At 70.1% G+C, this 12,738-nt stretch carries 11 protein-coding genes and 1 pseudogene; 5 read left to right on the forward strand and 7 right to left on the reverse strand.

The genetic code is table 11. The features are described 5' to 3' along the window. From MKK65_RS19965 to MKK65_RS19985, 5 genes and pseudogenes are all read right to left on the reverse strand, one after another. Positions 1-214 (reverse strand): annotated as a pseudogene (locus MKK65_RS19965) (hypothetical protein); the annotation flags it as partial. A 612-nt stretch (positions 215-826) separates the two neighbouring features. Beyond that, complete coding sequence (locus MKK65_RS19970; RefSeq protein ID WP_058190674.1) at positions 827-1,699, reverse strand: tetratricopeptide repeat protein; 873 nt, start codon at positions 1,697-1,699, stop codon at positions 827-829. A gap of 286 nt (positions 1,700-1,985) precedes the next feature. Then, entirely contained in the window at positions 1,986-3,095 is a 1,110-nt protein-coding gene (locus tag MKK65_RS19975) for a 5-(carboxyamino)imidazole ribonucleotide synthase (protein ID WP_243959906.1), read from the reverse strand. Then, positions 3,092-3,589, reverse strand: coding sequence for a 5-(carboxyamino)imidazole ribonucleotide mutase (purE, locus tag MKK65_RS19980; RefSeq protein ID WP_243959907.1), 498 nt, complete (start codon positions 3,587-3,589; stop codon positions 3,092-3,094). Before purE ends, MKK65_RS19975 begins: the two co-directional genes overlap by 4 nt. Positions 3,590-3,715: 126 nt before the next feature. Further along, complete coding sequence (locus MKK65_RS19985; RefSeq protein WP_152997395.1) at positions 3,716-3,979, reverse strand: YdcH family protein; 264 nt, start codon at positions 3,977-3,979, stop codon at positions 3,716-3,718. 131 nt (positions 3,980-4,110) lie between these two features. On the opposite strand from MKK65_RS19985, the gene MKK65_RS19990 reads away from it, so the two are divergent. From MKK65_RS19990 to MKK65_RS20005, 4 genes are all read left to right on the forward strand, one after another. Beyond that, positions 4,111-4,293: a YdcH family protein gene (locus MKK65_RS19990; RefSeq protein WP_058190671.1), complete on the forward strand. Its 183-nt coding sequence runs from the start codon at positions 4,111-4,113 to the stop codon at positions 4,291-4,293. A gap of 374 nt (positions 4,294-4,667) precedes the next feature. Then, positions 4,668-6,593, forward strand: coding sequence for a propionyl-CoA synthetase (locus tag MKK65_RS19995; protein WP_243959908.1), 1,926 nt, complete (start codon positions 4,668-4,670; stop codon positions 6,591-6,593). Positions 6,594-6,826: 233 nt separating this feature from the next. Further along, entirely contained in the window at positions 6,827-7,246 is a 420-nt protein-coding gene (locus tag MKK65_RS20000; protein ID WP_243959909.1) for a CopG family transcriptional regulator, read from the forward strand. Positions 7,247-7,323: 77 nt separating this feature from the next. Then, positions 7,324-8,619, forward strand: coding sequence for an alpha/beta hydrolase family esterase (locus MKK65_RS20005; RefSeq protein WP_243959910.1), 1,296 nt, complete (start codon positions 7,324-7,326; stop codon positions 8,617-8,619). Between the two features lie 40 nt (positions 8,620-8,659). Here MKK65_RS20005 and MKK65_RS20010 read toward each other — a convergent pair whose 3' ends face one another. Continuing rightward, positions 8,660-9,151: a hypothetical protein gene (locus MKK65_RS20010; protein WP_058190668.1), complete on the reverse strand. Its 492-nt coding sequence runs from the start codon at positions 9,149-9,151 to the stop codon at positions 8,660-8,662. Between the two features lie 205 nt (positions 9,152-9,356). Here MKK65_RS20010 and MKK65_RS20015 point away from each other — a divergent pair, with 205 nt between their 5' ends. Continuing rightward, positions 9,357-10,475, forward strand: a complete 1,119-nt coding sequence (locus MKK65_RS20015) for an NADH:flavin oxidoreductase/NADH oxidase (RefSeq protein ID WP_243959911.1) — start codon at positions 9,357-9,359, stop codon at positions 10,473-10,475. A 153-nt stretch (positions 10,476-10,628) separates the two neighbouring features. Here the strand turns inward: MKK65_RS20015 and MKK65_RS20020 are convergent, their stop codons facing one another. Next, positions 10,629-12,692: a beta-galactosidase gene (locus tag MKK65_RS20020; protein ID WP_243959912.1), complete on the reverse strand. Its 2,064-nt coding sequence runs from the start codon at positions 12,690-12,692 to the stop codon at positions 10,629-10,631. Positions 12,693-12,738 lie beyond the last annotated feature (46 nt).

Here is a 12,738-nt window from a genome sequence, read left to right on the forward strand (position 1 = left end):
CCTCGTCGAAGCTGCCGATCCGGTGCAGCTCTTCGCCGTCCGCGTCGACCAGGATCAGGCTGAAGCGGTCGGCGCCGCAGATCTCGGCATCCTCGGTTGCGTAGGCCAGGGCGACGCCGGCTGCCTTGCGGGCGCCGGGGATGCGACCGATCACCGGGAGCGGCGACGGGACGATATCGAAAGCGGCCAAAGCAGCGGCCGCACGGGCATGCATCGAAAGTCCTTCGCGACGTTCGTCCGTGAACGAGGAAGTGTTCATCTGTCCGGGTCCCTGGAGCAAGTGGCGACCCGCGCCGGGCCGTCCGTTATGCCAAGCACAATCGCACCCGAACTCCTCCGCACAGCTTAATCACCGTCGTTAAGCGATTCTGGACGGGGATGTCATTTGAGGAATGCTCAGTCATCCTGTGGTGCGAGCGCAGCGAGCCTCGAAGGAGCCTTCCAGGGATCGTGCGGCTGGCTAGAGCCCTCCTTCGAGGATGGAGCGCGACAAGCCCCCTCTCCCGTCCGGGCTAGCGGACTCACAGATCGAGATTGCCCTGTCGCAAGCCTCTGAAACACCACGCATTTCCCCTCCCCCTTGCGGGGAGGGGGCAGGGGTGGGGGTGGTGCAGGATCGAACGGCACGGTGCCTTCTGCACCACCCCCACCTCCAACGCCTCCCCGCAAGGAGGAGGAGAGCGCGTCGCGCCTTCCACCAGCCGATGTGTGAACATCTTAGCCCGTGCGGGAGAGGGGACCCGCGCCTCGTCCTGGCGTTGCAAGCCCGTCTGTCAATCGAAAGACCAGAGCCTGTCAGAATGGGTTGGATGAAGGGAGCAAAAAATCAGTTGAACAGCGAGCCCACGCCGCCCTGCACGCGGCCGAGGCCGGCGCGGGCGACGGCGTTGTTGGGTTCGATCACGGCGGCGCGCTGGTAGTTCTCGAGCGCCTCCTTGCGCTGGCCCGACTTCTCGTAGGCCAGGCCCCGATAGGCCCAGGAGGTGGCGTCCTTGTTGTTGACGTTGAGCGCCGCGTTGTAGTCCTCGATCGCCTTCGGGTACTGGTTGGTGGCGATCAGGCTCTGGCCGCGGGCCGCGTAGGGCGCGGACACGAACGGGTTGCGGTCGATGGCGGCGTCGAAATCGGCGATCGCCTGGGTGTCCTGCCCCTGCTTCTGCCGCACCAGGCCGCGGGCGTGGTAGGCCTCGGCCGATTCGGGCATCAGCCGGATCGCGACGTTGAGGTCGGCGAGCGCCTGGTCGAGATTGCCCTGGGCGCGCTCGACATTGGCGCGGCCGATATAGGCCGGGCCGTAATTCGGATCGATGCCGATCGCCTTGGTGAAGTCCTGGAGCGCGGCGGCGTCGCGGCCGACCTGGCGCTCGGCCAGCGCGCGGTTGTTGTAGGCCGAGCCCGAATTCGGGTCGATCTGGATCGCCTTGGTGAAGTCCGCGATGGCGTCGTTGAACTGGCCGGCCCGGGCATAGGCGGCGCCGCGGGTGTTGTAGGCGGCGGCGTCGTTCGGGTTGCGCTGGATCACCTCGGTCAGCGAGGCGATGTTGACGGTGGTGGCGCCCGTGGTGTCGGTCTCCACCACCGCGTATTGCCGCGGGCCGGCGGCGCTTCCGACGGTCTCGCAGCCCGCAAGCGCCGCGGCCGAGAGCGTGGCCGCGCCGATCAGCGCGATCTTGTGTGCCAGCCCGTTGCGTACGATCATCGCCCCACTCTCCCCGGGGCGCGACCCGCATCCCGCGTGCCCACCCCGCCCCCGAATCTCTTGTCCGTCGCCCGGCTTACGCCGCGCCCCCTCGTCTCCGGGGCACCGTCGCGCATCGCGGTGAATGCCGGCTTAAGGATACGCGGTCCCGCGACCGGTCACGCCGTGGTGGAAGCTTCGGGATGTGGCGAAGGTATGGCTCGCGGACGCGCGTAGGCCGTGTCGCGGCCTCCGGCGCGCGTGCGGCCGGTCCGGTGTGTTCCCGAAGCCGCAGAACCGGGCCCGGTCAGGCCTCCGGCACGCGCCCCACCCGGGTGACGTGGCCCATCTTGCGGCCGGGCCGGGCCTCGCCCTTGCCGTAGAGGTGCAGGTGGACGCCGGGCTCGGCCAGCAGGGCGGACCAGTCGTCCGCCTGGGCGCCGATCAGGTTGCGCATCTCCACCGGCAGCCCGCCGACCCGGGCCGAATCGCCGAGCGGCCAGCCGCACACCGCCCGGACATGCTGGGCGAATTGCGAGGTCGTCGCCCCCTCGATGGTCCAATGCCCGGAATTGTGGACCCGCGGCGCGATCTCGTTGACGACGAGGCGCTCGGCGCCGTCCTCGCGCACCAGGAACATCTCGACGGCCAGCACGCCGACATAGTCCAGCGCGTCGGCGATCCGTTTGGCGATGTCGAAGGCGGCGCGGGCGGTCTCGGGGGTGAGGCCGGGGGCCGGCACCCGGGTCAGCGCCAGGATGTGGTCGCGGTGCTCGTTCTCGCACAGGTCGAAGGCCGCGAAGCCGCCGTCGCGGCCGCGGGCGGCCACCACCGAGACCTCGCGCTCGAACGGCACGAACCCCTCCAGGATCAGCGGCGCGCCGCCAAACTCGGCGAACAGCGCATTGCGGTCGCCCTCGGCGCGCTCCCGCAGGATGCGCTGGCCCTTGCCGTCGTAGCCGAACCGGCGGGTCTTGAGCACAGCCGGCAGGCCGAGCGCCGCGATCGCCCGGTCGAGGTCGTCGGGCGTGTCGACCGCCTGGAACGGCGCGGTCGGGATGCCGAGCCGGTTGATGAATTCTTTTTCCGTCAGGCGGTCCTGGGTGGTGGCGAGCGCCTCGGCGTTCGGATGCAGGGCGGCGTGCCGGGCGAGGATGTCGGCGGTGGCGCGGGGGATGTTCTCGAACTCGTAGGTCACCGCGTCGACGCTCTGCGCGAAGGCGGCCAGCGCCTCGGCATCGTCGTAGGCCGCGCAGGTGGTGCGGGCGGCGACGTCGAAGGCCGGGCTGTCCCGGTCGGGCGCGTAGACATGCACCTTCAGCCCGTAATTGGCCGCCGCGAGCGCGATCATGCGCCCGAGCTGGCCACCGCCAACGATGCCGAGGGTGGAGCCGGGCCTCAAAGCTGTGTCCGTCACGAAGGTGTGTCCGTCTCCGGCCGTTCGGCCACCGATGCGGTCTGGGCCGCGCGCCAGGCCTCCAGGCGTTCCGCCAGGCCCGCGTCGGCGAGCGCCAGCACCGCGGCGGCGAGCAGGGCCGCGTTGACCGCCCCGGCCCGGCCGATCGCCAGGGTCCCCACGGGGATGCCGGCCGGCATCTGGACGATCGAGAGCAGGCTGTCCTGGCCGGACAGGGCCTTGGATTCCACCGGCACGCCGAAGACCGGCAGGCGGGTCATCGCGGCGGCCATGCCGGGCAGGTGCGCGGCCCCGCCGGCGCCGGCGATTACGACCTTGAACCCGGTCGCGACCGCGCCCTTGGCGAAGGCCACGAGCCGGTCGGGGGTGCGGTGGGCCGAGACGATGCGCGCGTCGTACGGCACGCCGAGCGCGTCGAGCGTCTCTGCGGCGTGCCGCATGGTCGCCCAGTCGGACTGACTGCCCATGATGATCGCAACCGGAGGCGACGCCATCGTTGATCCCGGCAAAAGAGGCCGCTTACAGGCGGGGCGGGCCGGCGGCAAGGCGTCGCGCCGGAGCGTCCACCGGCATCGACGGATCGTCCCGAAAGATGGTTTCCAGCGTTCGGGACGATCCGCTTACGCGATGATGTCCGGAGTGAGAGCGTCCTCGATATGGTAGATCCGGTCGCGCAGGGTCAGCTTGCGCTTCTTCAGGCGCTGGATCTGGAGCTGGTCCCCGGCGACGCTGCGCTCCAGCGCCTCGATGGCACCGTCGAGCCCCCGGTGCTCCTCGCGCAGCCGATTCAGCTCGGCTTCGAGATCCGCCGGCTGCACGTTTTCGTTCGACTCGTCCGCCATCGTCACCCGCGGTATCGAAGACCGTTCCGTGTCGAAGAGCATGCGTTACACCCCGCCGCGGGACAAGCCGGCCCGGTAAGCATTCGTCAGGCTTGGCCGGAGAAAAGGCTTCGACAGGTGTGGCATCCTGTGCCAGTCTCCATGTGTCGGAACAATGACAGGAGATTCGACTCATGTCGCTGCAGACGCATTTGAGCCAACTCGCCCGGAAGCACGAAGCCCTCGAGCGTGAGATTCACGAGGCGATCCACAGGCCTTCTGCAAACGACCTCCACATTGCCGAATTGAAGCGACGGAAACTTCTCCTCAAGGACGAAATCAAACGGCTGCAGGCCGGCAACGATACGTTGCACTGAGCCGCGCCTGACTGTCCCTCCCGGACATAAGTGCACGACGAGAACCGCCGCACCGGTCCGCCCGGTGCGGCGGTTTTTCCGGGTGACGACCGTGCTCTCCCGACCCTGCCTCACATCCTAAGGCGCCCGCGTCAGCGGGCCTCGAAGGAGTCCTCCAGACGCCCCTGCGATCCCTGGAGCCCTCCTTCGAGGCCGCTGCGCGGCACCTCAGGATGAGGGGGGTTGGTGGGAGAGGCGGTTTCTTCGTCAGGCCCTGTCTCAAACGATCCGTCTGCTCACATCATCCTCGCCGTCCGCTCGCGCGCAAGAAACCAGAATCGGCTAATCTCCCCGGGATGCCGCCGAAGAGCGGCCCCCGAGGACTCGCCGCGCCGATGACAACCGCCAGCCTGCCGGGCCGCTATCCCGAGATCTACGACGCGGCACGCCGCGACCCGGAAGCGTTCTGGCTGGAGGCGGCCGGGGCGCTCGACTGGACGCGGGAGCCGGTGCAGGCCTTCGCACCCGAATCCGGCCCCTATGGCCGCTGGTTCCCGGACGGGACGCTCAACGCCTGCCACAACGCGGTGGACCGGCACGCCGAGGGGGCGCGGGCCGAGCAGGCGGCGATCCTGTACGATTCCCCCGTCACCGGGACGAAGCGCAGCATCAGCTACCGGGAGTTGCGCGATTCGGTGGCGGCGTTCGCCGCCGTGCTGGCCGAGCTCGGTGTCGGCAAGGGCGACCGGGTCGTGCTGTACATGCCGATGGTGCCCGAGGCCCTGTTCGGCATGCTGGCCTGCGCCCGGCTCGGGGCCGTGCACTCGGTGGTGTTCGGCGGCTTCGCGGCCAACGAGCTGGCGGTGCGGATCCAGGATGCCGCCCCGAAGGTGGTGCTGGCCGCCTCCTGCGGCCTCGAGCCGAACCGGGTGGTCGCCTACAAGCCGCTGCTGGACCTCGCGATCGCCACCTCCCGGCACAAGCCGGAGGCCTGCCTGATCCTGCAGCGGCCCCAATGCGCCGCGAGCCTGGTCGCCGGGCGCGACCACGACTGGGCGGAGACCGTCGCGGCCGCCGAGGCGGCGGGCAAGCAGGCCGCCTGCGTGGCCATGGCCGCCACCGACCCGCTCTACGTCCTCTACACCTCCGGCACGACCGGCAAGCCCAAGGGCGTGGTCCGGGATACCGGCGGCTACCTCGTGGCGCTGGCCTGGTCGATGCCCAACCTCTACGGCGTCCAGCCCGGCGAGACCTATTTCTGCGCCTCCGATATCGGCTGGGTGGTCGGCCATTCCTACATCGTCTACGCGCCGCTGCTGCACGGCTGCACCACGGTCCTGTACGAGGGCAAGCCGGTGGGCACGCCCGATGCCGGGGCGTTCTGGCGGGTGGTTGCCGAGCACGGCGTCGTCTGCCTGTTCACGGCGCCGACGGCCCTGCGCGCGATCAAGAAGGAGGATCCGTCCGGTTCGCTGATCGGCGACTACGACCTCTCGGCCTTCCGCAGCCTGTTCCTGGCCGGGGAGCGGGCGGATCCGGATTCGGTCGCCTGGGCCGAGCGCGTGCTGGGCCGGCCGGTGATCGACCATTGGTGGCAGACCGAAACCGGCTGGCCGATCGCCGGCAATCCGCTGGGCCTCGGCCTCCTGCCGGTCAAGCACGGCAGCACCTGCGTGCCGATGCCGGGCTACAGGGTCGCGGTCCTGGACGAGGGCGGCAAGCCGGTTCCGCCCGGCACGATGGGCACCATCGCGATCCGCCTGCCCCTGCCGCCCGGCTGCCTGCCGACCCTCTGGGGCTCGGACGCGCGGATGCACTCGAGCTACCTCGCCACCTTCCCGGGCTTTTACGACACCTCGGATGCCGGGGTGATCGACGCCGACGGCTACATCACCGTGCTGGGGCGGACCGACGACATCATCAACGTCGCGGGCCATCGCCTGTCCACCGGCGGCATGGAGGCGGTGCTGGCCGGCCATCCGGATGTCGCCGAATGCGCGGTGATCGGCATCCGGGACGCGCTCAAGGGCGAGGTGCCCTGCGGCTTCGTGGTGCTCAAGGCCCGGGTCGACCGCGCCCCCGCGGACATCGAGCGCGAGCTCGTCGCCAAGGTCCGTGACGAGATCGGCCCGGTGGCGGCGTTCAAGCTCGCGTTGACCGTCCAGCGGCTGCCGAAAACCCGCTCCGGCAAGATCCTGCGCGCCACCATGAAGCGCATCGCCGACCACGAGCCCTGGACCATGCCGGCGACCATCGACGACGCCGCGGTGCTCGACGAGATCGACGCCAGCCTGAAGGGCAGGGGCATCGGCGCGGACTGAGCGCGGGGACTTAGGGGTTTCCAAAGGGCGCGAAGCCCTTTGGTAGGGTTCGGGGCGCACAGCCCCGATCTCGGGCGAAGCCCGACACCAGGGCTCTGCCCTGGACCCGCAAAAGGTCCCGGACCTTTTGAAACCACGCTGGTTTCGGGCCGCGCGGCAACCGCCTCTTGCACCACAGCATGCGCTTACCATCTCTAGACCATCCAACCGGATGGCCCAGGGAGGGCGAGGCGATGACAGACACCGTGCAGGAACTCCGGCCCAAGGTGCCGGACAGCGAGAAGATCACGATCAATCTCGGCTTCGTCGATCTCGGCCGGGTCGACCTGATGGTCCGCGACGGGTTCTACGCCAACCGGGCCGACTTCATCCGCACCGCGGTGCGCAACCAGCTGGACCGGCAGGAGGAGGCGGTGCGCCAATCCGTGGCGCGGCGCCAGCTGCGCCTGGGCGTCTCGCACTATTCGCGCGCCGCCCTGGAAGCCGCCCGGGATGCCGGCGTGCCCCTGCACATCCAGGTCCTCGGCCTCGCCACCGTGGCGCTGGATGTCACCCCCGAACTGGCGCGCGCCGCGATCGCCTCCGTGGAGGTCCTGGGCGCGTTCCAGGCGAGCCCCGCCGTCAAGGCCGCCCTGGCCGACCGGATCGCCTGACCCCATCCGACCACCCCTACCGCACAGTCGGGCCATGCAGCCGGCCGTGTCCGTCCCCACCCGCAAGGAACGGCCCGATGAAACACTTTCCCAAGATGGATTTCCTCAACTTCGACATGTCGAAGATGAAGCTCGGCGGCTTCGGCGCCTCCGGGTCGGCCGAGGCCGAGGGCAAGCGCGCCGCCCGGGCCGCCCGGATGGCCGCCGCCATGGGCCGGTTCCAGCGCCGGCAGGCCGATGCCTTTGCCCGCTGGGCCGAGGCACGCGACCGCCCGGCCGAGGCCGCCGGATCCACCACCATCGACATGGAGGCGCCGACATCCCCGGACGGCGCCTGGACCGCGCCCAGCCCGGCTGCCGCCCCGGAACAGGCCGCCCCCGGCGGGGCCGACATCGCTGCGGCGGTGATGCGCACCGTGCGCGACAGCCTCGCCAAAGGCGGCATTCCCAGCGGCGGCTTCGCCGAGGGTTTCGCCGGCGGCTCCGTTCAGCCGGGCAAGGCCGCCGCCACCGTGCCGGAGGGCGCCCGGTTCGAGGACCGGGTCTTCACCGCCGCGGGCAGCCGCCGCTACAAGGTGTTCGTGCCGAGCGGCTACACGGGCCAGGCCCTGCCGGTGCTCCTGATGCTGCACGGCTGCACCCAGAACCCGGACGACTTCGCCGCCGGCACGCAGATGAACCGCCTCGCCGAGGAGCAGACCTTCCTGGTCGCCTATCCGGAGCAGCCCCAGTCGGCGAACATGCAGCGCTGCTGGAACTGGTACGCCGCCGGCGACCAGGCCCGCGACGGCGGCGAGCCGGCTCTGCTTGCCGGGATCGCCCGGGCGGTGGTGGACGAGTTCTCCGCCGACCCGGACCGGGTCTACGCCGCCGGGCTCTCGGCCGGGGGCGCCGCCGCGGCGATCCTGGCGGCGACCTATCCGGACCTGTTCGCGGCGGTGGGCGTCCATTCCGGCCTGGCCTGCGGCTCGGCCCGGGACGTCGCCTCAGCCTTCGCCGCCATGAAGGGGCAGGGGGGCGCACCGGGGCGCAACCGGCAGGCGGTCCCGACCATCGTGTTCCACGGCGACGTCGACCGCACCGTCCACCCGGCCAACGGCGACCAAGTGGTCGCCCAGGCCATGGCGGTCACCGGCCTCGCCGAGACGGTCGAGCGCGGCACGAGCCCGGGGGGCGTCGCCTATACCCGCACCGTCCGCAGCGACGGCGCCGGCCAGGCGCGGCTGGAATATTGGGTCCTGCACGGGGCCGGGCATGCCTGGTCGGGCGGCAGCCCGGACGGATCGTTCACCGAGCCCCGCGGCCCGGATGCGAGCCGCGCGATGGTCCGGTTCTTCCTCGGGCATGCGCGGGGCGCCGCCGCCCGCCCCTGAGTGACCGAACGGAGCCGGGGCAGGGCGCCCCGGCTCGGCTTCACTCGACGTCGGCGCCGTCCGAATCCTCGTCGGGCACATCGGCCGCCGGGGCCGGCTGCGACAGGCCCGGCGCGTAGGCGTCCGGCATGGCGCCGGTCGACACCGAAGCCGGCAGGCGCTGCGGGCCCGACTCGGTCGGCATCAAGGTCGCGCTCGCGGCGACCAGGCCCGCCATGGCCCGCAGATCCTCGGACTGGCGCGGATCGCGCGAGATCAGGGCCGCGTCCCGCTGGAGGCGCAGGTTGCAGGCCTGGGACGGCAGGCCGCCGTTCGGCGTGCAGGCATCGTGGCGGGCGCAGGCCGCGTCGAGGGCATCGATCGGCGGCAGCGGGGCGTTGTTGCCCGGGCCGCAGTAATTGCCGTGGATCAGGATCTTCGGACCGCCGAACGCGGCCGGCTGGGCATCGGCCGGGACGGCAAGGAACGCCGCCAGGGCGAACGGGGCCGCGGCCAGGGCGGCGATGCGGGTGGAACGGTTCGGGAGCAACATGGAGAGGACCTCGCGCGATCTCGCCCCCTCAGGCGGTTCGCATCGCCGGCTTCAGGCCGTCGTCCTGCCAAAAGTTAACGAATGGGCGGTCGGTTCCCGCCGGGTCTTGCGCCGCCTGCATGGCGCGTGAGCGTCCGCACAGGCTGGCGCTGGCCCCGGCCGTGCCCTTGCGCCACATAGGTCCGGCCCGTAACGGAGCCGCCCCATGACCGCCCGCCTGTTCGAACCGCTCACCCTGGATGCCCTCACCCTCGAGAACCGCATCCTGATCGCGCCGATGTGCCAGTATTCGGCCCGGGACGGCGAGGCTACCGACTGGCACATGATCCATCTCGGCCAGCTCGCCCAGTCGGGCGCCGGCCTGCTGACCCTGGAGGCCACCGCGGTCTCGCCGGAGGCGCGGATCACAGCCTGGGATCTCGGCCTGTACTCGGACGGAAGCGAGCGGGCGCTCGGCCGGGTGCTGGAGGCGGTGCGCGAATATGCGCCGATCCCGATCTGCATCCAGATCGCCCATGCCGGCCGCAAGGCGTCGAGCGACGCGCCCTGGGCCGGCGGCCAGCAGATCCCGCCCGAGCATCCCTATGGCTGGCGCACGGAGGCGCCCTCCGCGGTCCCGCACGGCGAGACCGAGGTGCCCCCCCACGCCCTCGACGCCGCAGACCTGAAGCGCGTCCGCGACCAGTTCGTCGCCACGGCCAAGCGCGCCGTGCGCCTCGGGATCGAGGCCGTGGAGTTGCACGGCGCCCACGGCTACCTGCTGCACCAGTTCCTGTCGCCGATCGCCAACAAGCGCACCGACGCCTATGGCGGCAGCCTCGAGAACCGGATGCGCTTTCCCCTCGAAGTCTACGACGCCGTGCGCGCGGTCGTGCCGGCGGGCAGCCCGGTCTGGCTGCGGGTCTCCGCCACCGACTGGGTCGAGGACGGCTGGGATCTCGACGAGACCGTGGCCCTGGGCCAGGCGCTCAAGCGGGCCGGCTCGCCGGCGCTCCACGTCTCCACCGGCGGCGTCTCGCCCAAGCAGGCGATCAAGCTCGGGCCGGGCTACCAGGTGCCCTATGCCGAGCGGATCAAGGCCGAGACCGGGCTCACCACCATCGCGGTCGGCCTGATCACCGAGGCGCAGCAGGCCGAGGCGATCCTGGCCGAGGGCAAGGCCGACGCGATCTCGCTCGCCCGGGCCATGCTGTACGATCCCCGCTGGCCCTGGCACGCGGCGGCCGAGCTCGGCGCTCAGGTCCGGGCGCCCAAGCAGTACTGGCGCTCGCAGCCGCGCGAATACAAGGACCTGTTCAAGGACACGGCGTTCGGGCAGCGCTAGAGCATCGATCCAGACGGAGGCGTCAGCCGAAGCTGGAAAAATTGATGCATCACCAAGGACCTAGTGCTGGGTCGCGTGAACGAAGTCAGTGCGTCTGAGCACTAGAGCGCCCTCCGGTCGCGCGCGGCCCCGCGGCCGAGCGCGATCCTCCGATCAGGGCGTCGCGGACTCGCCTTCGAGGATCGCGACGCCCCAAGCCGGCAGGTCGATCGGCTTGCCGCGCGTGACCGCCCGACCGCTCAGGAGCTCGGTGCCGCTCACCATCGCGGGCGTGGCCTGCGCCGTCGCGGAGTAGTTCAGCACGTAGCGGACCGGATGCCCGTTCGTCAGCGTGCCCCCGCGCACGATGATCGGCCAGTGCACCGCGGGACCCTCGATCCCGGCACGCTTGGCCGCATCCGCCAGGATCTTCTCCGCCAGGGCATCGGTCGGCATGAAGCCGACATAGCTCACCTCGCCCGAGCCCCAGCTGTTGCGCGTCACCGCGGCGGCGGCGGGCCAGGACAGGCTCTGGTAGCGCGCCACCACCGTCGCGGTGGTCGGGGTCAGCATCTCCATCCACCAGCGGGCCTTGTTGTCGGCCGCGCCGACGCCGAACGGGTCGCCCGCGAGGGATACGCCCTCGGGGACCGTGAACAGCTGATAGGTCACCCCCGCCGCCTGCGCGATCCCGCCCGGCTGCGCCGCGAAGCACACCTTCGTGTTCTCGTCGGAGAAGCCGCTTTTGAACGTGTAGAGCAGGTGGGCGCCGGCCTTGGCGCAGTCATTGAGCTTGGCGATCTCCGCGTCGCTCGCCGCGTAGAGCGCCGGCACCACGATCAGCTTGTATTGATCGAGCGGCACCGTGGAGGACGGAGAGATCAGATCCACCTCGATGTTCTGCCGGTAGAGCGCATCGTAGAATCCGCGCACCACCTCGTTGTAGGTCACCGGCGTCCGATCGGCATTGCCCTTGAAGTCGTGCGTGTTGATCTTGAACGAATCGAAGGCACTCAACGCGGCGTTGCTGACGTAGAGGGCGACGCGGTTCGTCTTCTTCATGCCGGCGAGCTTCGGCCCGAGCCGCTTGAGGTCGGCGCCGATCGTCTTCGCCTCGTCGTAGACCGGGTTGGGCTTGTAGTCCTGCGTGAGCAATCCGCGCCAGTAGGTCTCGAACGCGTTCGTGGTCGTGGCCCAATGCCAGTATTCGACCATCTTCGCACCCGAGGCGAGGTGGCTGAAGGCCTGCAGGCGCAGCTGTCCGGGGAAGGGCGTCCATTCCGGGAACCCCTGCGCCTGCGTCTCGATCACCAGGTAATTCGCGCCGCCGCGCATCGAGCGGGCCACGTCGCCGCCGAAGGCGATCTCGGTCCCGGTCAGCTTCTCCTGGCTGGGATGGTAGATGTCGATGCCGGCCACATCGAGCGCCTTGGCGGCCTCCCAATGGTTGACGTCGGGCTGGATGCCGTAGGAATAGCCGCGCCAGTCGAGGTCGAAGTTCTGGGTGACGAACTGGCCCGGGCGGGCGTGCCGACGGACCAGATCCGCCTGCCACGCGAGGAAGTCGGTTACGAGCCCCCGCTGGAAGGCCTGGAAGGCGTTCGTCATACTGGCGTTGATCGACGCGTTGGCCGACGGGAAATCGTCCCAGCTGTTGATCCGGTTGCTCCAGTAGTCGAGTCCCCAAGCCTTGTTGAGATCGGCAAGGCTCGACCATTTCTTCTTCATGGCCGCAACGAAGGCGGCCTGGACGTCGGGGCCGCTGGTTCCGAACGATTTGGTCTCGTTGTCGACCTGATACCCGATGACCGCGGGATCGTCTTTCACGTGGTCGACCAGGGCGACGATGACGCGCTCGGCGGCTGCGCGATAATGGGGATTGGTGATGTCCATATTCTGCCGCGGACCGTAGGCGCCCGGCTGCAGCAGGATGTCGGGGTGCTGGCGCGCCAACCACGTCGGCACGGCATAGGTCGGCGTGCCGATGATGACCTTGATGCCCTCACGGTTCATCGCCGCGAGGGTCCGGTCGATATGGCCGAACGCGAAGACGTTTGGCTGAGGCTCCAACGTGCTCCAAGTGGATTCGGCGATTCGGACGACGGTGATGCCCGCCGCCCTCATCATCCTGGCGTCTTCGTCGACCCGATCGACCGGCGTATACTCGTCGTAATAGGCCGCGCCGTACAGGATCGTCTGCGGAACTTGCGCCCCCGCCGAGCTCGTCGCGATCGCCATCGCTACGGCGCTACCGAAAAGCCGCGACCGACCCATGATTCCCCCC

This window comes from Methylobacterium sp. J-001, from assembly GCF_022829565.1.
Lineage (GTDB): Bacteria > Pseudomonadota > Alphaproteobacteria > Rhizobiales > Beijerinckiaceae > Methylobacterium.